At 67.7% G+C, this 19,692-nt stretch carries 18 protein-coding genes and 1 other RNA gene; 9 read left to right on the top strand and 10 right to left on the bottom strand.

The window, feature by feature from the left end; genetic code table 11:
• Nucleotides 1–94: 94 nt before the first annotated feature.
• A complete protein-coding gene (locus AKJ09_RS41545; protein WP_146653379.1) occupies nucleotides 95–580 on the bottom strand; it encodes a chemotaxis protein CheW in 486 nt (161 codons plus the stop codon).
• A 367-nt stretch (nucleotides 581–947) separates the two neighbouring features.
• Here AKJ09_RS41545 and AKJ09_RS41550 point away from each other — a divergent pair, with 367 nt between their 5' ends.
• Nucleotides 948–1,307, top strand: coding sequence for a hypothetical protein (locus tag AKJ09_RS41550; RefSeq protein ID WP_146653380.1), 360 nt, complete (start codon nucleotides 948–950; stop codon nucleotides 1,305–1,307).
• A gap of 9 nt (nucleotides 1,308–1,316) precedes the next feature.
• On the opposite strand, the gene AKJ09_RS41555 is transcribed toward AKJ09_RS41550, so the two are convergent.
• The 4 genes from AKJ09_RS41555 to AKJ09_RS41570 all read right to left on the bottom strand — a co-directional run bounded on the left by AKJ09_RS41555 (nucleotide 1,317) and on the right by AKJ09_RS41570 (nucleotide 5,435).
• Entirely contained in the window at nucleotides 1,317–2,759 is a 1,443-nt protein-coding gene (locus tag AKJ09_RS41555) for a pyridoxal phosphate-dependent decarboxylase family protein (RefSeq protein ID WP_146653381.1), read from the bottom strand.
• Nucleotides 2,760–2,925: 166 nt separating this feature from the next.
• Nucleotides 2,926–3,376, bottom strand: an RNA gene (rnpB, locus tag AKJ09_RS41560) — RNase P RNA component class A.
• Between the two features lie 41 nt (nucleotides 3,377–3,417).
• Entirely contained in the window at nucleotides 3,418–4,800 is a 1,383-nt protein-coding gene (locus tag AKJ09_RS41565; RefSeq protein ID WP_146653382.1) for an ArnT family glycosyltransferase, read from the bottom strand.
• Entirely contained in the window at nucleotides 4,797–5,435 is a 639-nt protein-coding gene (locus AKJ09_RS41570; RefSeq protein WP_146653383.1) for a Maf family protein, read from the bottom strand. Before AKJ09_RS41570 ends, AKJ09_RS41565 begins: the two co-directional genes overlap by 4 nt.
• 55 nt (nucleotides 5,436–5,490) lie before the next feature.
• On the opposite strand from AKJ09_RS41570, the gene AKJ09_RS41575 reads away from it, so the two are divergent.
• Together AKJ09_RS41575 and AKJ09_RS54515 are read left to right on the top strand one after the other, a co-directional pair.
• A complete protein-coding gene (locus AKJ09_RS41575; protein WP_146653384.1) occupies nucleotides 5,491–6,738 on the top strand; it encodes a hypothetical protein in 1,248 nt (415 codons plus the stop codon).
• A complete protein-coding gene (locus tag AKJ09_RS54515; protein WP_205633940.1) occupies nucleotides 6,735–7,700 on the top strand; it encodes a PPC domain-containing DNA-binding protein in 966 nt (321 codons plus the stop codon). The genes AKJ09_RS41575 and AKJ09_RS54515 overlap by 4 nt, the downstream gene beginning before the upstream one ends.
• A gap of 58 nt (nucleotides 7,701–7,758) precedes the next feature.
• Here AKJ09_RS54515 and ygfZ read toward each other — a convergent pair whose 3' ends face one another.
• Nucleotides 7,759–8,784: a CAF17-like 4Fe-4S cluster assembly/insertion protein YgfZ gene (gene ygfZ, locus AKJ09_RS41585; protein WP_146653385.1), complete on the bottom strand. Its 1,026-nt coding sequence runs from the start codon at nucleotides 8,782–8,784 to the stop codon at nucleotides 7,759–7,761.
• A gap of 11 nt (nucleotides 8,785–8,795) precedes the next feature.
• Here ygfZ and AKJ09_RS41590 point away from each other — a divergent pair, with 11 nt between their 5' ends.
• The 4 genes from AKJ09_RS41590 (at nucleotide 8,796) to AKJ09_RS41605 (ending at nucleotide 12,199) form a co-directional block, all read left to right on the top strand.
• Nucleotides 8,796–9,797, top strand: a complete 1,002-nt coding sequence (locus tag AKJ09_RS41590) for a diacylglycerol/lipid kinase family protein (protein ID WP_169928285.1) — start codon at nucleotides 8,796–8,798, stop codon at nucleotides 9,795–9,797.
• A gap of 145 nt (nucleotides 9,798–9,942) precedes the next feature.
• The gene (locus tag AKJ09_RS41595) at nucleotides 9,943–10,647 is read left to right on the top strand and encodes an SRPBCC family protein (protein ID WP_146653387.1); all 705 of its coding nucleotides are present in this window, start codon (nucleotides 9,943–9,945) and stop codon (nucleotides 10,645–10,647) included.
• Nucleotides 10,647–11,579: a hypothetical protein gene (locus tag AKJ09_RS41600; protein ID WP_146653388.1), complete on the top strand. Its 933-nt coding sequence runs from the start codon at nucleotides 10,647–10,649 to the stop codon at nucleotides 11,577–11,579. Before AKJ09_RS41595 ends, AKJ09_RS41600 begins: the two co-directional genes overlap by 1 nt.
• Nucleotides 11,576–12,199 (top strand): hypothetical protein, encoded by a 624-nt coding sequence (locus AKJ09_RS41605; protein WP_146653389.1) that lies wholly within the window; start codon nucleotides 11,576–11,578, stop codon nucleotides 12,197–12,199. The genes AKJ09_RS41600 and AKJ09_RS41605 overlap by 4 nt, the downstream gene beginning before the upstream one ends.
• 6 nt (nucleotides 12,200–12,205) lie before the next feature.
• Here the strand turns inward: AKJ09_RS41605 and AKJ09_RS41610 are convergent, their stop codons facing one another.
• A complete protein-coding gene (locus AKJ09_RS41610; RefSeq protein WP_146653390.1) occupies nucleotides 12,206–13,018 on the bottom strand; it encodes a Rossmann-fold NAD(P)-binding domain-containing protein in 813 nt (270 codons plus the stop codon).
• An 80-nt stretch (nucleotides 13,019–13,098) separates the two neighbouring features.
• On the opposite strand from AKJ09_RS41610, the gene AKJ09_RS41615 reads away from it, so the two are divergent.
• Together AKJ09_RS41615 and AKJ09_RS41620 are read left to right on the top strand one after the other, a co-directional pair.
• Entirely contained in the window at nucleotides 13,099–14,277 is a 1,179-nt protein-coding gene (locus AKJ09_RS41615; protein ID WP_146653391.1) for a hypothetical protein, read from the top strand.
• A 31-nt stretch (nucleotides 14,278–14,308) separates the two neighbouring features.
• On the top strand, nucleotides 14,309–15,499 hold the full coding sequence (locus tag AKJ09_RS41620; RefSeq protein ID WP_146653392.1) for a hypothetical protein: 1,191 nt from the start codon (nucleotides 14,309–14,311) through the stop codon (nucleotides 15,497–15,499).
• A gap of 13 nt (nucleotides 15,500–15,512) precedes the next feature.
• Here the strand turns inward: AKJ09_RS41620 and AKJ09_RS41625 are convergent, their stop codons facing one another.
• The 3 genes from AKJ09_RS41625 to AKJ09_RS41635 form a co-directional block, all read right to left on the bottom strand.
• Nucleotides 15,513–16,952 (bottom strand): serine/threonine-protein kinase, encoded by a 1,440-nt coding sequence (locus AKJ09_RS41625; protein WP_146653393.1) that lies wholly within the window; start codon nucleotides 16,950–16,952, stop codon nucleotides 15,513–15,515.
• Between the two features lie 208 nt (nucleotides 16,953–17,160).
• The gene (locus tag AKJ09_RS41630) at nucleotides 17,161–18,099 is read right to left on the bottom strand and encodes an NADP-dependent oxidoreductase (RefSeq protein WP_205634090.1); all 939 of its coding nucleotides are present in this window, start codon (nucleotides 18,097–18,099) and stop codon (nucleotides 17,161–17,163) included.
• 89 nt (nucleotides 18,100–18,188) lie between these two features.
• A complete protein-coding gene (locus tag AKJ09_RS41635; protein WP_146653394.1) occupies nucleotides 18,189–19,670 on the bottom strand; it encodes an alpha/beta fold hydrolase in 1,482 nt (493 codons plus the stop codon).
• Between the last annotated feature and the right edge of the window lie 22 nt (nucleotides 19,671–19,692).

Genomic DNA, 19,692 nt, shown 5'->3' on the forward strand with positions numbered 1-19,692 from the left:
AAAACCACCTCATCACCAATCCTCCGTCCTTCCTTGCGGTCGTTCCTGCGCAACCCGCGAAGGCGCGCTGCCAAGCGGTCGAAGCAGGTTCCCGTCACCGACCATCGAGGTCGGCAACGCCACCGCTCACGACTCGTTCGAGATCGAGCAGGACGACGAAGCGCTCCTGCGTTCGTGCAATGCCGCTGATCATCGAGACGTCGACACGCCCTCGGAGCTCCGGCGCGCGCTCGATGTCCGAGGCGTCCAAGGACAGGACGTCCGAGACGCGGTCGACGACGAAACCGACCGTCCGGCCGTGTACCGACACGACGATGATGACCGTCGAGGCACCGTGCTTCTCGCGCGCCAAGCCGAGCGCCGTGCGCATGTCGACCACCGGCACGACCGCACCCCGGAGATTCATCACTCCACAGACATGCGGCGGCGCATGAGGCAGCACCGTCATCGGGCAAATCGCGCGAATCTCCTGCACGCGCAGGATCTCGACGGCGTAGTCCTCGTTTCCGAGAGAGAAGCTCAGGTACTGCAGGCGGTTCGAAGCAATCACCGCCTGCGGGCGACGTTCAGCGACGTTCATGGGGATCTCCCGCGGTCGCTTCTCACCGCGGTCGAACGACGCCGGCGAGCTCACACGCGACCATCGCCTAGGAAAACGGCACGAACGTGTTTGTCTTGAAGTCGTCAGCGGCGGTTTTGCCTGGAATTTCAATGGCCGCGCTCGCGCCGCGATAGCTGGCTCCCGTTCGACCCCGGAACCCCGTCGAACGTGAGCGGCACGCGCCGGGGGCAGTCAGTCGTTTGCGCCGTCTCTGAGAAAGCCGTGAACCTCTCGTTCGACGTGCCTGCGTCGTCGCCGTGAACGCCCGCTGGACAGAGGGGCAGGTCCGACGTTGCGAACGCCAAAAGCATCCCTACGTTGAAGACTCCGGCAAGGAAGTGCTTCGATGGAAAACCTGCACCACATCCGTTCTCATCTCCTCGACCTCCATCATGCGATGGTCCAAGAAGAGCGGCGCGTGTACGAAGACGCGCACGGCAAGGTGAGCGCTGGACAGTTTCTCGGCGCGCTCGTGAACGACGAGGCGTTTGCCTGGCTCCGTCCCATGACCGCGCTCATCGTCGAGCTCGACGAGAACGAAGCGAACGGCACGGTCGATGGCGACGCATGGCTCGCTCAAGTTCGCGGTCTGCTCTCACCCAACGCCGAAGGAACGGACTTCCAGCGTCACTACGAGGCGCTCCTCCAGCGCAGTCCCGACGTCGGGCTCGCGCACGGCGCAACGATGCGCGCGCTCCGCTCCTGAGTCTCGCGTTCAGGGGGCTTTGGCGACGATCGCGTCGACGAGTGCCTGCAAATCCGGCTCGCGGCAGCGATGGTTCACGATGGCCACGCGAATCGCGAGCTTTCCGTCGATGCGTGTCGTCGACGGCACGGCGACCCCGCTCTCCTGGAGCTCGACGACGATGTCTCGGTTGAGACGATCGGCGAGCTCGGGGTCGCCGTGTCGAACGCGGAAGCAAACGATGTTGAGGGGTACGGGCGCGAGCAGCTCGAGCGTCGGCTCGCTCGCCACGCGCGCTTCGAGAACCTGCGCGAGACGGCACGTTTCGGCCATCGTGGCGCCGAGGCGATCGACACCGAACGTCTTCAGCGTGAACCAGACCTTGAGGGCGCGGAAACCACGCGAGAGGTCGGGACCGAAGTCCGTGAACCACGGCTGGCCGGCGGAGAGCCCTCGCTCGTCGCGGGCGAGATAGGCCGGCTCGTCGGCAAAAGCCGCGCGGTGCGCTTCACCGTCACGAACGAGGAGAAAGCCTGCGTCGTACGGGACCTGGCCCCATTTGTGGAAGTCGAGCGCGATGGAGTCGGCCCGCTCGAGACCGGCAAGCTTGGGCGCGAGCTCCGGCGAGAACACGCCGAGGCTGCCGAACGCGCCGTCCACGTGGAACCAGAGATCGTTCTGCTTGGCGCATGTCGCGAGTGCATCGAGGTGATCGATGGCCCCGATGTCGACGGTGCCGGCGTTGCCGACGACGAGAAACGGCGTGTGGCCCTCGGCGCGATCCTTCGCGATGGCCGCGGTGAGCGCGTCGAGGTTCATGCGATGCCCGGCGTCCGTCGGGATCATCCGCAGGTTCGCCGAGCCGAGCCCGCTGTGCTCCATCGCGCGCCGCACGCAGCCATGCGCGGCCGTCGACGTGTACGCGATGAGGCGCATTCCCTCCGCCGCGAGCCCTCGCTCGCGCGTGGCGGCGCCGAGCCGTTTCGTCTTCGCCACGATCACGGCGAGAAGGTTCGCCATCGACGTGCCGGTCACGAGGATGCCGGTGGCCGACTCGGGGAAGCCGAAGAGGCGCCTCATCCAGCGGACGATCTGCCGCTCGACCTCGATCGCCGCATGGTCCCGCCCACCGACGTTCGGGTTCAGCCCGGCCGCGAGCAGCTCCGCCATCATGCCGTAAGGCGTGCCTCCGCCTTGCACCCAGCCGACGAACCGCGGGTGGGCGTTGCCGCTGCCGTACGGAAGGATGAGGCGTTCGAACTCGGCGTGAACGTCTTCGATGGGCGTCTCGCCGAACGGGACGGGCGCGTCGAACGCCGATCGGACGTCGGCAGGCATCGGACGCCACGCAGGTCCATCGGCAAGGTGCTCGACGTGATCGACGATGCCATCGAGCATCTCGTGGGCCTTCTTGCGGAAGGCATCGAACGAAGGCGGGTCGAGCGTGGGCAGGCCGTCAGCGCGGCGAGGCATGGGCCCACTTTAGTCACCGCTGGGGCGAGAGAGACACGAGAGACAACCGCGCTTGCACGGAAAATTCGGGGGCGTTCGGCTGAGTTCGATGTCCCCGCTCGAGCTCGAGCGCGCAAAGCCACAAACCAGGAGACAAAAGCACGCGACCCGCGCGAGGCGGGTCACGAGGTCGACGTCGTTCGTAAGCCGAGTTCTGTTCCGCTTGCGAGTCATCCCGCACGCGGCGGCGGTCATTCCTCTAGGGCGGCCGTTACCGGACGCCTCGAGCAGCCTACCCGCGAGCTCGGGCGAGTCGCCCTTTGCGATGTTGCCATCGCTCGCCCGCCTACGTGGCCTTGCTCCCGATGGGGTCTGCCGTGCCGCCTTCGTTACCGAAGACGCGGTGGGCTCTTACCCCGCCGTTTCACCCTTACCCTCCGGACCTCACTCGAAGGACGCGCGCGAGCGCGCGAACTCGAAAGGTATCAGAAGGGCGGTCTTTCTCTGTTGCACTTTCCTTCGCGTTTCCGCGACCGGGCGTTACCCGGCATCGCACTCTGTGGAGCTCGGACTTTCCTCCCGCGGTCACTCCCTCCTTGCGGAGGGCGAAACCACCGGCGATCGCCTGATCGGCATCGACGCCCCCAACTTGGCCCATCGAGCCCAAAGAAGCAACCGCTCAGCCGTGGCGGGGCGCGGACTCTTCCGGCGTTGCTCGCACGAACGCAAGCAGGGTGACGAAGGGCACGACCACGAGCCCGTAGCGCCCCGCGCCGAAGAAGACGGCGTGCGTGGCCGCGGTGAGCAGGATGGTGGCCGCCGTGGCGGGCAGAATGACGGGTGCTCGCGCGAGAGCGCGCGGCCCGAGCAGCAGAATCGCTGCCGCGCACGCCAAGTAGCCGACGGTCCCCGGAACGACCACGCACGCGGCGAGCCCCAGCGCGGCGATCACGATGCGCGCACGCTTTCGCGGCCCGGGGAACTTGAGAACCGCCACCAACGCAGCCGCGAGCAAGAGCCGCGAAGCCAGCGTCTCGACGGTGCCGAGCGCGACCTTCGCGCCATATGGGAAGCGCGTCGCGTTCGCTTGATGCAGATACCACGGCGCGGCGCCGAAGTAGTCGAACGTCGCGCGCATCTTGGCCGGGACGCGCGCGAGCCAAGCCAGCGGATCGGCTTCGATGACGTGCACGGCTTCGTGGCCGAAGCAGGCGTCTTTCGCGGCTTCGGCGAAGACCTCCTTGCAGGCCTCGGGGACCTTCATCTCCTGCCACGCGCCGTTCGTGGTCTGCGTTCCGATGGCGAGATTCCATCCTCCGTTCACGCTGACGAGCGCGCATCGCTCCATGCGCACGCAGTTACGAACGGTCCACGGCGCGCAGACCGCGAACGTGAGCGCCGTCACCAGCACAGCGGCCAGGCCTCGCACGGCGAGGCGCTCCTTCGGGGTCGCGGCGAGCAACCCCAGCACCGGGCCGTACGCAAGCGACTGCGGGCGAACGAGGGTGACGAGGCCCATGACGAGCCCCGTGAGGGCGAGCCAGCGCCAGCGACTCCTCGAATCGCCGCGCTCGGCTGCGTCACGAGCCCTGGCCGCGGTCGCGGTCGCCACCACTAGCAGCGCGGCGGTCATGCCTTCGGTCATCAGCGCCGCCGTGTACGGCACGAGCGCAGGATGCAGCGCGAAGGCGAGCCCGCCCAAGAGTGCGAGTCGACGAGACGTCGCGCGGGCGAGCAGACGGTAGCCGGCGAACACGGCCGCCGTGCCGGCCACCGCGTTCAGCACCATGGCGAGCACGGGGCGCGCGCCGAAGAGCGCATACATGCCGGCCACCAGTGCGGGGTAACCGACCGGATAGTGCGCCGCGTACGTCACTGCACCGTCGGGCCAAAGCCACGTGTAGCCGTGCCCTTCGGCGATGCGCCGCGCGACGACGTCGTAGTAGCTGCCGTCGGCCGTCGGCGGGATGGCGCTCCCTGCCCAAAGCACCACGGCCAGCCGCGCGACGAGCGCGACCAACACGACGACGAGGCTGTCCGATGGGGCTCGACGGAGTGTCACGGAACGAGGCCGAGCTCCTCGAGAGCGACGAGCACTTCGCAGGCCGGCAAACCGACCACGTTCGAATACGAGCCGTCGACGCGCGCCACGAGTCCGGCGCCGAGTCCTTGCACGGCATACGCGCCCGCCTTGTCCATCCCCTCGCCGCTTTCGGCGTAGGCGCGGATGCGCGCGGCCGTCAGCGGTCGGAAGGTCACGCGCGTCACGACCGTTTGCTCGTGGAGCGTTCCGCCGGCGGCGCTTGCTCGGCCGATCGCGAAGCGCGTCCAGACCTCGTGCGTCTTTCCGGCGAGCCGCGCGATCATCGCCTCGGCCTCGTCAATCGATCCCGGCTTGCCCAGAATCGCCCCCTCGTCGATGACCGACGTGTCGGCGACGAGCACCGCGCCGGCGTTTTCGAGCGCGCTCCCGCCCGCGGCCCATGCGGCGTCGAGTTTCGCCAGAACCACGCGCGCGAGATACGCCGCAGCGTCCTCGCCGTCGCGCGTCGACTCGTCGGCCGAGGCCGGCCGCACGATGAAAGGAACCCGCAAATTCTCGAGGATCTCGCGACGTCGCGGGGAGCCGCTCGCCAAAAGGAGCGGCCGCTCGGCCGACAGACGTTGGCCCACGACGGGGCTCTCTGCGCGTGTCATGCGCCGTTCTTTTCCCAATGAAGCCGAAAGGTCAACTCTGGTATGGTGCGCGCGTATGCGAGACCTTTCTGATTCGGCCCGGAGTCGTCGCGCTCACGGCACGATTCGGGGTCTCGCGGCCGGGCTTGATGCGGGTGGACGCGGGCTGGTCAGGCTGGTCGGGGGGGCGCTCATCGGGGGCGCCGTCCTCGCAAGCGCATCGAGCGCAAGCGCGCGGGAATGCTCGAACCCGCTCATCAACACCTGCATCAACAGCGATACGTACTGGCCGAACCCCGGCCCCATGCGCTTCGCCACGGTCTCGGGAACCGAGACGGTCGCCGCGGGCCAGGTCGGGTTCGGACTCGTCACCACGTATCTCTCGCGCCCCGTGCTCCTGCACGTCGCCTCCCCCGGACCGGGCGGTAGTGACCAGTACGTCGTCAACAATCAGGTCAACAGCAACTTCCTCTTTGCCTACGGCGTCACCAACCGGCTCGAGCTCGACATCGCGCTCCCGGTAACCTTCTGGCAGACCGGAGCCGGCACCACGCCGATCACCGGCGCGTCGGGCGACGGACTCCCGAACACGGCGATTCGCGATCTTCGCTTCGGCGCGGCCTTCGCGATCATCCCTCGCAATCGCGTGAGCCCCGAGCAGGCTGCCGGCGCGGCCGAGCCGAAGGGCAACGCCTACTCGCTCACCGCGCGCTTCGTCACGACCGCCCCCATCAGCGACGCCGACTTCGCGGGCGACCGCACCGCCGTTCTCGTTCCGAGCCTCAGCGCCGACTACCGAATCCAGAAATTCTTCTTCGGCGCCGAGCTCGGCGTGCGCATTCGGCCGGTGACGGAGTTCGCCGGCGCGCGCGTCGGAACGCAGCTCGCCACGGGCCTGGGCGCCGGTTACGACATCCTCGCGCGCGATCGCCTCAGCCTCATGCTCGAAGGCCGCGCCTACGTAAACTTCGCCGAGCAGCACGACACGAGTCAGTCTGCGTTCGGAATCTCGACGACCGAGAACGGCAAGCACATCACGCCTGCCGAGTGGTTCCTCGGACTTCGCTCCGCGCCCATCCTCGATGGCGACGTGGCGATTTTCGGTGGTGGTGGGGGCCCGATTCCGATTGGCGAAGCAGCCATCACAGTGCCGCGTTTTCGCTTCATCCTCGGCGTGACCTACGCGCCGCTGAAGCGAGACAACGACGGTGATGGCGTTCCCGACAAAAATGATCGATGCCCGACCCGCCCGGGCGTCAGCGGCGGTGAGCACCCAGGTTGTCCCGCTGGAGAAACTGGCGATGGCGAGACCAAGCCCCAATGACCGTCTCTACGGCTAACGCACGTCACATCCTCGTTCGCCTCGACAATTCCGTTCAACTTCCCGCCGCCCTTCTCGACGTCCTTCGCGACGAGATCGTCACCTGCGGTTGGCTTCGTGCCAGCGGCGTCCTCACCGACGTATCGCTGCGCTCCTTCGACCCGGACACGGGAATGCCAGGCGCCGAGCGCCGCCTCACGGGCCCCGTCCACGCGGTCGTCATCGACGGAAGCGTGGGCCTCGCCGGCGGCGACGTCTCCTGCGGGCTCCGCGTCGTTCTCTCGCGCGAGACTGACAACGGTATCGAAACCATCGCCGGTGAAATCGAAAGCGCCCGCGCGGTTGCCGTCGAAGTCCTGGTGACCGCGTTCGACGACGTCGCCGCGACTCGCCAGCGCCACACGTCGGGCATCGCTCTGCTCGACGCAACGACGACCTCCCCGCGCGTGTCGGCGGTTCCCGCGCCCGAGCCGGCCCCCGCGCCCGCACCCGCCCCCGTAGCGGCGCCCGAGCCGGCCCCCGCGCCCGCACCCGCCCCCGTAGCGGCGCCCGAGCCGGCCCCCGCGCCCGCGCCCGCACCGACGTGGGCCGAGACCATTCGCGTAAGCGAGGAGGCCTCGGCACCGCCCCCTCCCCCGGCACCGGCGCCCGCCCCCGCGGCAAGCAACGTCCCCAAGCCTTCGCCGACGTTCATGCCCGGCGCCTTGGGCAACGTCATGCCCCGCCCCGTCAAGGTCACCAAGGCCGCCGAGGAGGAGCAGCCCTATCCGGAGCCGGGGGACATCGTCGACCACTTCGCCTTCGGGCGCTGCGAAGTCATCAAGAGCGACGGCGATCGCCTCCACCTCCGCCTCGGCAAAGACGGACGCGTCAAGGAGATCGCCCTCGAGATGCTCAAGATCACGCTGATGCCGCCGGAAGAGGGCCAGACCGGCCGCCTCTTCAAGCTCGCACGCAAGCTCTGAGCGTTTCTTCGTCGCGTGCGTTCGAGGCCTCTCATCGCTCCGGAGGCGCGAGGCCTCGTCAGCCTCGAACGTGCGCCGTGCGGCCGTCGATGCGAAGCTCGGTTCCGGGCTTCGCGTGGGCCCACTTCACCACCGCGATGGCTGCGGGTTTGCCGGTCGTCGGACCGATGACGGCGCTCTTCACGTCGCCGATCGCGTCGCCCGCGGGCGTCGTGACAGCGGCTCCGGCAGCGGGTGCCGCATCGCCTTCGATCTCGACGGGCACGAGCTTGCGCTTCACGTGTCCGCGGTTCTCGAGCATGTAGACGACCTCCTGCCCGAGGTAGCAACCTTTCGAGAACGAGACGGCGAGCTTCTCGAGCGACGCCTCTTGCGGATAGTAGGTCCCGTCGAACTCGACGCCGAGGCGCGGAAGGCCTCGCTCGATCCGGACGGCGTCCCAACCGGCCTGGTCGCCCACGAGGCCACCGAGCCGGCGAGCCTCACTTTCGAGAGCCGCCGCGAACGCCTCTTGATTTTCGACCGGCACCGCCACCACCGCGCCGCCGGTCCCGAGGAGATCGACCTTGCCACCGAAGGTACGCATGGCGGCGAGCGCCTCGCTCTTCACGAGCTCGACCGCGCGCGGACCGTGTGCGGCATAGAACGCGAGCTCCACCGTCCCGAGCTCTGCGTCCTCCATGATGAGGTAGTGATCGAGCGTGGCGAGGAGCGCGTCGCGCTGGGCACTCGGAACGGCAATGGCGAGGGCCTGCTCGCCGCTCGAGACGGTGCCGGGGACGACGAAGAGATCGGTCTGGATGCGCCCCTTCTTCTCGACGAGGAGTCCGTAGGCGCCATCCTCCGAGCCGAGCTTCGCGAGGTCGCAGGTGACGAGACCGTTCAACCAGCTCGAGCGATCCTTGCCCGTGAGCAGGATCGCCGCTCGATCGGCCATCGGAACGACGAGAACGCTACCGTGCGCCGCACGCGCTTGCTCCTGGATTCCATTGTCGGTGTGCACCCTCCCTATCTGGCACGAAGGCGCGCGAAACGCCTGAAAATCGACCCCGTATGCTTGACGGGTCGTGGCCCCACGCGTCAGGCTCCTGCGCGATGGCGGGAATCGGGGTCATTTTCAACCCGCGCAGCGGACACAATCTGCGTGATCCGCGTGCCTCGCGGAGACTTGCACGGACCCTCGGCGATCACGGCGAAGTGCGTGAAGCAGGTTCGCTCGATCAACTCTACCGCGTCGCGGAGGACTTCCGCCGCCTCGGCATCGACGTGCTCGGCATCAGCGGCGGCGACGGCACGAACGGCGTCGCGATCACCGGTTTTCTCGACGTCTACCAGGGCAGCGCGCTCCCCCAGATTGCCTTCCTCCGTGGCGGCACGATGAACACGGTGGCGAATTCGGTCGGCGTCCGTCGTGGCCCGCCCGAGGGGTTGCTCAATCGCCTCGTTCGCGCCTACGTCGCACGCGCCGCGCAGCCCCTCAAAGACGCTCCGCGCCACGTCATGCGCTTGCGCGGAGACAAGGCCCGTCCGCTTCCGAATCAGGAAGCGAGCACACCTCCCCTCGCCGAGAAATACGGCTTTCTCTTCGGCACCGGCGTCGTCTACGGCTTTCTCTCCGAGTACTACCGCGGCGGCCCTCCGAACCCGGTCGTCGCGGCCAAGACTCTCCTTCGCGGCGTGGGCAGCGCGGTCATCCGCGGCGAGACGATCCGTCGAATGGCCGCTCCGTTCCGCGGCTCCGTCGAGCTCGAAGACGGAACGGTCTGGGAGGAGCGCGACTACCTCGCGATCGCGGGCGGAACGATCGATCAGATCGGCCTGAATTTCCGGCCGTTCCATCGCTACGCGGAGCGGCCGGGGGCGTTCCACCTGCTCGGCATCCACTCCTCGCCGGTCAGCTTCGTGAGTCAGCTCCCGCGCATCTGGCGAGCATCACCGATGAAGCCCGGACACTCCTACGACGCGACTCCGTTGCAGGCGATGATTCGGTCTCCGAAGAAAAACATCCAGTACATGGTGGACGGAGATCTTCACGAATGTGATGGGCCGCTCCACGTGTCGGTCGGTCCAAAGGTGCGGATCGTCGTCGGCACCTGAGCTCGCGTGGCGCAGCGCCGCCCCAGGGCTGTAGCGAGTCTGTAAAGAGACGTCCAAAAAGGACGGATGAGGCCGGGCCGCCCGGGCGTTCCCCATGTGCGTTGGCTTGCACGTGGGACCCTCTCTCTTTAACCTGCTCCGCACGATGCGTTTTTCTCAGCTGGCAAGCGCATTCGTAGTGGGGGGAGCCGTTGCTCTCAATGCCGTCGCTTGCGCCCCGCACGTGCAAGGCAACGTCATGCACGATCAGGAGCACGAGACAGGCGCCGCGGCGCGCTCCACCTTGCCGCCGGAGCTGAGCGCCGACGAGGCCGCGCGGCTGCAGCGTGGCGAGACCATCATCCGCGAACAAACGTGGAGCCGCGGGGACCGCCGCTACGTCGGCGGCCTCACCTACACGGTCGTCGACGTGGGCGCGAGCGAGCTCTCGGCCGTCCTCGAAGATGTCGACGCCTACCGTCGCGTTTTGCCCAAGACCAAGCAAGCCAGGCTGGTGGGCATGAGCGGCAACGACCGTCTGGTCGAGGTGGTCCAAGGCAACGCTCTCGTCCAGGCCACCTACACGATGCGCGTGCGAAGCGAGCCGGTCGCGCCCAGCGGCCAGCGTGAGGTGCGCTTCTGGCTCGAACCCACGCTTCCGCACGAGATCGACGACGCCTGGGGCTTCTTCCGCGTCGAGCCGTTCATCGGCGAAAACGGCAACCCGCGGGTGCTGCTCACCTATGGGGTGCTGGTGGACGTCGGGGCCGGCATCGTCCGTGACCTCTTCGAGGAGCGCGTCCGCTCCGCGCTCCTCTCCGTCCCGCAGCTTGTCCGACGGTACGTGGCCGAGGTAAGACGCTCGTACTGATGCTCTCTCGCGTCTTCGCGATTGCGATGAATACCTACCGGGAGGCGGTGCGCGCTCGAATTTTGATCGGGCTGCTCGCGCTCGCTCTCGCCGCGTCGACCTACTCGCTCGTCATCGCCGCCATGTCGGTCCGCCAGGAGATGCGGATCGTGGCCGACATCGGCGCGGGCTCCATCTCGCTGTTCGCGGTGGCCGTCAGCATCTTCCTGGGCGCGAGCTCGCTGTACCGAGAGCTCGAGTTCAAGACCGTCTTCCCGATCCTGACGCGCCGCTTGCGGCGTCACGAGTACATCGTGGGCAAGTACCTCGGGATCATGATCACCGTGTTCGCGTTCATCGCGATCGACGGCGGCGCGGTGCTCGCGATTCTCGCTCTGCAGGCCAAGCAACACGTCGAGCTCACGATCGGCGTCATCGTCGGCATGTTGGCGTTGCTGGGTGTGCTCGTCTGGCGCGCGAAGCTCACGCGGGTCTTCGTGTTCCTCCCGTGGTCGCTCCTTTTCTTCGTCGCGATGGCTGCCCTCGCCGACGCGACGGGCGGCGAGCGCCAGATCGTCGTCTACTCGTGCCTTCTGACCTTGGCCGAGGTCGGCATCATCACGGCCGTGGCGATGGTGTTCTCGTCGTTCTCGTCGCCCTTCCTCACGGCGATCTTCACGATGTGGATCTTCCTCATCGGGCGCTCGTCGGACACGCTCGGAAACCTCCCGGAGCGCATCTTCGGCAGCGCCGTTCGTACGACGGGCATGGTGCTCGCGAAGATCGTCCCGAATCTCAACGTCTATGTTCCGGCGCGGCCGCTGCTGCTCGGACAGATCAGCACGACGGCGCCCGCACTCTACATCTCACACGCGTGGCTCAACGCAGTGTTCTACGCGGTGGTGCTGCTGACGCTCAGCGCGTTCGTCTTCCGGCGACGCGACTTCCAGTGAGCCCGACGAGGCGCGCTCTCGCCACATTCGTGCTCGGCGCGGCCGTCGTGGCCATCGCTTGGTCTGCGCGCGTCTCGGAAGGTCGCAAGGCACTCGCCGAATCGACCGAGGCCGCGGCGCATGGAGACCTGACGACGGCCATTCTCGCGGCGCGCGCGGCCGCGGAAGCTCGTTGCCCCGGCTGCGAGGCCCCCGATCGAGGCTTCGCGCAGCTCGAACGCATCGCCTCCGACGCCGAGGCTCGGGGTGACTACGCCTCGGCCTTTGCGGCCTGGCGCTCGGTGCGGGCAGCCTCGCTCGCCACGTCCGTCATCGGTACGCGAACGGCGCGACGTACGCGTGCCGACGAGGAGCTCGCCAGGCTCGGACACAAACTCGACGTCGAGGCCGTTGCTGCGGGAGCCTTGCCGACCGCCGCCGCTGCCGAGGATCGCCTGCGTCAGGCTGGGGCCTCGCGCGACGTGCCGGGAAGCAGTGCCTACGCGTTTCTCGGTGTCGGCGGCGTGCTCTTGCTCGTCGGTGCGGCTCGACTGGCGCTCGCCAAAGGCTCCCGTGCCTCCGCTGTCGCCCTCGCGTTGACCGGCGCCGGGCTCGCGGCGCTCGCCGTGCTTTTCTTCTGACGCCGATCAGCCTGAAATAACGCGCGGCGCCTTGACCATCCCGTCGACGTACGAGGGATAGATCAACGTGACGCCGAGTATCGCGAGCGCTCGCGATCCGTCGATACGGCGATCGGCGCGAAGCGTTTCGTGGACGGTTTCGACGGGTACGTGCGGCGGTCTCGGAACGCCGTATTCCTTCGCCACCCAGTCGGCGATCTCGTTCTGCGTCGCGGGCGCGCGATCACCGACGACGAACGTCTCTCCGCGGACGTTTCGTGCCGCCAAGATCAATTGGGCCAGATCTTCGACGTGGATACGCGACGTGAAGGCCGTCCCGTCGCCTGGAATGCGATGCGCGCCGCTGACGATGCGCACGTGCAGGCCGCGATCGCGCCCGTAGATGGCCGGGCATCGAAGGACGGTTGCCCCGCATGCTCGCCATGCCTGCTCCGCGCGAAGGAGGCGCGCGCCGCGTTCGGTTGCGACGCTAGGGAGCGGCGTCGCGTCATCGATGAGACCGCGTAGGTCCCCGTAGACGCCGGTGCTCGAGACATAGGTTATCGCCGCCGCATCCGCGCACACCGGAGCGAGCCGCTCGTCGGTCTGGCCATCCGGCGGGAACGCGACGACCACCTGCGTTTTCGGCGAGACGAGTCCTTCGACGTCGCGCGGCTCGAGCGCCTCCGTGATGCGAACGTCGAATCCCTCGACTCGCAGAGGGGTGGCTCGCGCCGCCGTTCGAACCGTCGCGAGCACGCTCAGCCCTCGGGATCGGGCGAGTCGAGCGACGGCGGATCCCGTATAGCCGCATCCGAGGACGAGAAGGTCGATGGTCATCCGGTGGGCCGCAGGGTGGCCCACTCGGAGACGCTATGGAAGGGTCTGCGTGGTACGCGTGGGTGATAGCTTCGGCCCCGATGCGTCACTTGCTTCGCACCGCGCCCCGCGTGCTCGGCGCGCTCGTCCCGCTTCTGGTCCCGCTCGCATGCTCGGCCTTCGGAGGAGATGCGTCGGAAGCCACGCACCCCGATGCGGCGTCGACCTCGGACGATGCCGCGGCCCTGCCTCCCGACGCCGAAGCCGACGCAGCCGATGTGGGCGAAGCCGGCCTCGAGCAGCTCCCCGTGCTCCATCCTGTCTGCCCTCCGCCGCGCGCGCCGCTGTCGTGCAGCGGGGCTGACTGCAAGACGCGCCTGCTCTACGAGCCTCCCACGCGACCCCGCTTCCCGTTCGCCATCACCACCGACGGCAAGTTCGTCTACTGGGTCGAGCAGGATACGAACGGCGATGGCTACAACGGCAACGCCAAGGCTCGCATTCTGCGGGTTCCGCGTGCGGGCGGTGACGCGGTCGAAATTGCGGCGGGCCAGGACGGAACCACGGCACTCGCGCTCGACGGCGAGTACGTCTACTGGGCGAACTACGAGGGTGGCGCCGCGCCGGTCGCCACCACCATCATGCGCGCACCGCGCCGATGCCCTTCGTCGGCGTGCCCTGCCGAGCCGTTCGTGCGCCTCAATGTGAGCGGCCGCGTCACCGAGCTCGTTCGTGGCAAAGCCGGAGTCCTGTTCGCGCGCGCATCGTCGGCGGCTCTGATCCGCATCGATACCAGCCTGGCCACCCCACCTCGAACGGCGTCGCTCACCGCCGTCGCGTCGGGGCTCGCGGTCGGAGGTGCGTCGGTCTACGTGGCGATCTCGGCGTCGAACTTCGTTGCGTACGCCCCCGATCTGGCAAGTTGGAGCACCTTCACTCCCATCGCAACCGACACCGCCGTCACGAGCCTCACCTCCGATTGCACGTCACTCTGGGCGACGACGAAGACCGATTACTTCGCGGTCGACGAGGTCAGCCACACGGCGGCCGTCGACGTCAAACTTGCTCTACCGGACGTGTTCGATTCGGCGGTCGATGCGAAGTTCGTCTACGTCGCCCGCGCGAACGCGGGTGGTGTCGAGGCGCTCGACAAGTTCACCGGCGTCAAGGTTCCGATCTGGAGCGGCAACGTCTTCGCGCTGGATGTCGACGACGAAGGTGTCTACTGGGGTGACCATGCTCCCGCGACGGGTGGCAATCTGTACGTGATGGAGAAGTGAACGCGGGAGGCTCGTGATACGCTCACCGGCGATGAGCCGCTTCCTTCGTGTCGCTCTGCCCGCGGCCGGCATCGTTGCCCTCTCCGGTTTTGTGTCGCTTGTATCGCTTGTGTCGCTCGCATGTTCGAGCTTCGGTGAGACGGACTCGGCGGATCCTTCCTCGACGAGGGACATCGACGCGTCGGGCCAGGTCCCCACGTCGGATGCGGCGACCGAGCCGCACGCCGACGGTGGCCCGACGGAAGAGCTTCCTGAGCTTCGGAAGCTCTGTCCTCCCGCGCGTGGCCCGTCGAAAGGGTTTGCCGACAGCAAGAAGACGCTCCTCTACGAGCCTCCCTCGCGCCCGCGTTTCCCATTCGCGATCACCACGGACGCCAAGTACGTCTACTGGATCGAGCAAGACAACACGGCGGACGGTTACAACGGAAACTCGAACGCCCGCATTCTGCGCGTCTCCAAAGCGGGCGGCGTTGCCGTCGAGATCGCCTCGAATCAACCGAGCGCAAGCGCGCTCGCGCTCGACGGCGAGTACGTTTACTGGGCAACGTACACCGCGGGTTCGGCCACCCCCTCCGCCACGATCGCGCGGGCCGGTCGCGTGTGCGCCGCGGGGTCGTGCGTCGTCGAGCCACTCACGACGCTCGCCGCCGGCGGGCGTGTGAGCAAGCTCGTTTCTGCCGGACCGGGTGTGCTCGTCGCGCGCATGGCTTCGGCGAACGCGGCGCTCATCGATACGAAACAGGCAACCGCGAAGCTCTCCTCGCTCGCGCAAGCAGCGAGCGGCGTCGCGCCGGCGCCGTTGGCAATCTACGCGACGAGGTCCGACTCGGCGGCCATCGTGGAGTACTCGCGCGACCTCGGGTCGAGCGCCCCCTTCACCCCCACCACGAGCAACGACGGATACCTGAGCCTCGCCTCGGACTGCACCAAGCTGTGGGTCACGCGCAGCAGCAGCCTTCTCGCGGTCGACATCGCCTTGCGCACGATCTCTTCCGCGTTCCCGCAGACGTTCTCCGACGTGTTCGACTCTGCCGTCGACGAGAAGTTCTTCTACGTTGCGCGAGCGAACGCGGGCGGCGTGGATGCCTTCGAGAAGATCACGGGCGCCAAGACCAACCTCTGGAGCGGGAACGTCTTCGCGCTCGACGTCGACGACGACGGCATCTACTGGGGCGACCATGCCCAGTCGACGGGCGGCGATCTCTACATGCTCGAGAAATGATGCTACGCGGGGCCTAACCGCCGATGATCGTGCGGTGATCGCCCTGCGCGTCTTCGTCGACGAGCTGACCTCGGATGGTGCGGAGCTCGGTGCGAAGTTCCTGCGCCGAGGCATGGCGTGAGCCCGGATCGGTTGCCATCGCTCGCAAGAGCACGTCGTCGAGCAGCGGATCGATGGTTGGAACGAGCGACGATGGAACCGGCGGCGCCTCCATGCACTTCTTCAACAAGAGCTCGTTCAGCGTGTGCCCGTCGTGCGGGAGCGAGCCCGTGAGGGCCTCGAAGAGCGTGACGCCGAGCGAATAGAGGTCGGTCCGGAAGTCGAGCGTGTCGCCGCGCGCCTGCTCTGGTGACATGTATGCGGGTGAGCCGCACAGCATGCCGCTCGCCGTGATGTCCGCGGTCTCCGCGTCGGGATCGCGAAGCTTGGCGAGCCCGAAATCGCAGACCTTGACGAGATCGCATGGCTCGCCGTCGTCGTCGTGGTCGGGCAGGATCATGATGTTCTCGGGCTTGATGTCCCGATGGATCACGCCCTTGTCGTGCGCGAAGGCGAGCGCCCGGCACGCCTGGATCCCGATGTCGACGACCCGCTTGGCAGGCAGCGGCCCTTCGCTCGAGAGGATCGCCTCGAGCGGCCGGCCGTTGATGAACTCCATCACGAGATAGAGCTCGCCGGCCTCCTGACCGAAGTCGATGACGCGGGTGACGTTGACGTGCTCGAGCTTGCTCGCCGTGAGCGCCTCGGCTTTGAAACGGCGCACGAACTGCGCCTCGCCCTGGTTCGCCGCGTGGAGGATCTTGATGGCGACGTCGCGACGAAGCTCGGTGTGCGTCGCGCGGTACACGACGGCGGCCGCACCACGGCCGATCGGGGCGTCGATGCGATACTTGCCCGCCAGCAGGCGCCCGACGTGCGTATCGCGCATGGGGCTCGGCATCTGGAACGGCTTGAGGCTCGAAGGCGGCGCGGTCGAGCGCACGTGCGACGAGCGGCTGAACGCGACGCTCGGCGGAACGGTGTCGGCAATCATGGGCGGCGGGCCCAGCGGAACACCGACCATGCGGGAAGGCGCGTCTTCGACGAAGGTGTCGCCGTCCGCGTCGTTGTCCCACGATTCTTCCGGCTCGGGATCCGGCTCGGGCGGCTCGGAGGGAACGGACGGCGCAGGCTCGTCGAGACGTTCGACGAGGGCGAAGAGCTCCGCCATTTGTGCGCGCGTGACCGGCCTCAGCGTGAGCGACGTTCCGTCCGGACGCTGCCCTCCCGACGGCTCGGCGAGCACGGTCACCAGGCCGAAGCCGGGCACCTCGATGTCGAGGAGGTACTGGCCGTCTTTGGGGGGCGGCGACTTCAGCGGGACGATGACGGTCCGCAGGCGGAGCACGCCGCGCAGGACACGGGCGATCTCGCTCGACTCCTGCGTCGCGAGCGTCAGACGGGGCAGCGACACACGAGCATTCTATCGATGTCGCGCGCGGAAGGAACGGTCCTCCTTGGTCCGTCGCGCGATTCCCGCGGGACGGGTCGCGCAGGCTCGCGCACGGTCGCACAAGCTCGTCCCCTGTCATCGTTGCCTCGCTGCCTCGTGTGCTTGGCTCAAGGCGCTCGGCGTCATCCGTTTGGGTGATGTCCGGTTCCGATCGCTTCCCCCCACCCCATCACGAAGGAATGACTTTCAGGATGGTCTTGCCGCGCGCATGCCCCTTGGCGAGGTGCTCGTAGGCCTCCTGGGCGCGCTCGAGTGGCACGACGGCATCGACGATCGGCACGATCACCCCCTGATCGACGAGCTCCGCGATCCGTTCGAGCTGGGCGCGATCGGGATGGACGACGAAGAATTGCGCGTGCACCCGCGGATCGTCCGCGCGGTCGTCGGGAATAGGCTGAGCGATCGAGATGAGCAGCCCGTCGTCGACGAGGACGCCGAAGGACCGGGTGAGTGTGTCGCCACCGACGCAATCGAGCACGACGTCGACATCGCTCACGACGTCTTCGAAGTGGACCGCCTCGTGGTCCACGACTTCGTCGGCACCGAGCGCGCGCACGAGATCGAGGTTGGATTCGGACGCGGTTCCGATGACGTGTGCCCCGGCCCAACGTGCCAGCTGAACGGCCACGCATCCGACACCGCCCGCGGCGCCATGGATGAGCAAGCGATGCCCGGCCTCGAGGCGCGCCCGGTCGAAGAGCGCCTGCCAGGCGGTCAACGCGGCCAGTGGAACGGCCGCCGCGTGAAGGTCGTCCACGGAGCGTGGAGCACGCGCAATCTCGCTCGCAGTGGCAATCGCGTACTCGGCTTCGGCGCCGTCACGGGCGAAGTCCGTCAGGCCGTAGACGCGGTCGCCCGTGTGGAGGTCGGGCGTTCCGACCCCCACGGCCGCCACTTCTCCGCAGAGCTCGTGGCCGGGAATCGGATGCGCGCGCGGAATTCCGTTACGCGTGCGCCACGTCTCTCCCCAGTCGAGCTCCGTGAGCGTGATACCTGCCGCGTGAACGTGCACGAGCACTTCGCCGGGGCCGGGCTTGGGACGAGGCACGTCCGAGAGGTTGACGGTCGATGCTCTTCCGCATCGCTCGAGACAGACGGCCTTCATCATCGACACGGCTCACCTCCGCAAGAAAAGTCCCCTCCCGGCGAACCTGGGGCCCTTCATGCGGACTGCAAGCACGACGCCGTGCGTTCGCTCTAATCGTTCGGGGGCGGCACGGCGCAGGTCGCGGTGATCGCCGACTCGTTCGCGGCGCAGGCCGCAGGCGCGGCCTCACCCAAGGTCACGCTGCCGAGCCAATCGGCGACGTAGCTGCTCCGCATGTCGAGGATGCTTCCGTGCGTAGCCGATGCCTCGATGCACACGGACAGGTTCACGCCGTCGTCCTTCAAGCGATCGAGTCCGCAGCGCATGCGCGTGGGCGGGATGGTGGTGTCCGCGCCGCCGTAGAGCATGAGGATCGGCACCTTCACGGCGGCACCGGTGATGTGCGGGCGATCGGCGCTGTAACGCTTGATCCACTTCTCGCAGACGCTGCCGGGGTCGCAGTCACCGCCGTAGGCGGCCCTCGCCGAAACCGCTTTCACGAACGCGGCGTCGAACAGCTCGTAGCCGTACGTCCCGAGCGCTTCGAGCTTCGGATAGCTCGAGGCCCAGCACTGCGTGTCGACGAAGTCTTTGACCGCGTCTTGCTTGGCGGCCGCGAAGAGCTTCTTCCCCTCGCCCGGTCCGTCGAGCAACTCGGCCTGCGTGTAGTGGTACCAGATGCTGACGGCGTTCGGCGAAGGCTGACCGGCGATCGGGTAGCCGGCACCGATGCCCGAATCGAGCAGCGCGCCCCACGAACGCTGACTGAGCCAGAGCGGCGCGTAGACGGCGACGCCCGCAATCGTGCCTTCCGTCCCGTACGACTCGGAGAGCGCGAGCGCCGCGAGCGCGCTGTGACCACCCTGCGAATGACCGACGATGACCGTCTTGTCGCCAAGCTGCGGAAAGAGCTTCTTCAGCGCACGCCCGCCGTCGAGCGTAGACTTGCCCACGTCTTCGGCCTGCGCATACGCGCTCGGCGGATTGCCCGGCGCCCCGAAATTCGCGTAGCCCGCGAGGTCGGGCGCGACGACGGCATAGCCCGCACCGACGAGCGAGTAGACGAGGCGGAAGTAGTCCTGGTTCACGCCGTCAGCGACGGGATCGAGCTTCGACGCGGTGCACGCTGCCGCCTGGCCACGACTTCCACGCGCCGCGATGACGACAGGTAGCTTGCCGGTGCGCTGCACGGTGGGCACGTAGACCGCCGCGCTGGAGACCGCGGGCGTCTTCGCGGCGTCGCCGCGCTCGGTTCGGTACGAGACGCGATAGACCTTCGCTCCGCTCGTGACGGCTTTGCCCTGATAGCCGAGCTCGCCGAGCTTCGCCTGGATGGCGTCTTTGGCGAGCTCGGGATCCTTCGTGCACTTGATGATCGCGCCCTTGGCGTCCGGAAGCGTGCCTGGCGCGCCATAAATCGCGTCGGCCGCGTCGGTGCAAGCGACCGCCGGCTCACCGAGCATGGTGTCGCCGTTTCCGCCGCCGTCTTGGTCCGAGGGCGTTCCATTCGACAGCGGAGCCGGCGTGGACTCCGAACAGGCCACGAAGGCGCACGAGAGCGCGAGCGCCGAAGCGAAGAGCGTGATCCTCATGATCTCCCGATTCGGTTCGCGG

The sequence above is a fragment of the Labilithrix luteola genome, assembly GCF_001263205.1.
GTDB lineage: Bacteria > Myxococcota_A > Polyangia > Polyangiales > Polyangiaceae > Labilithrix > Labilithrix luteola.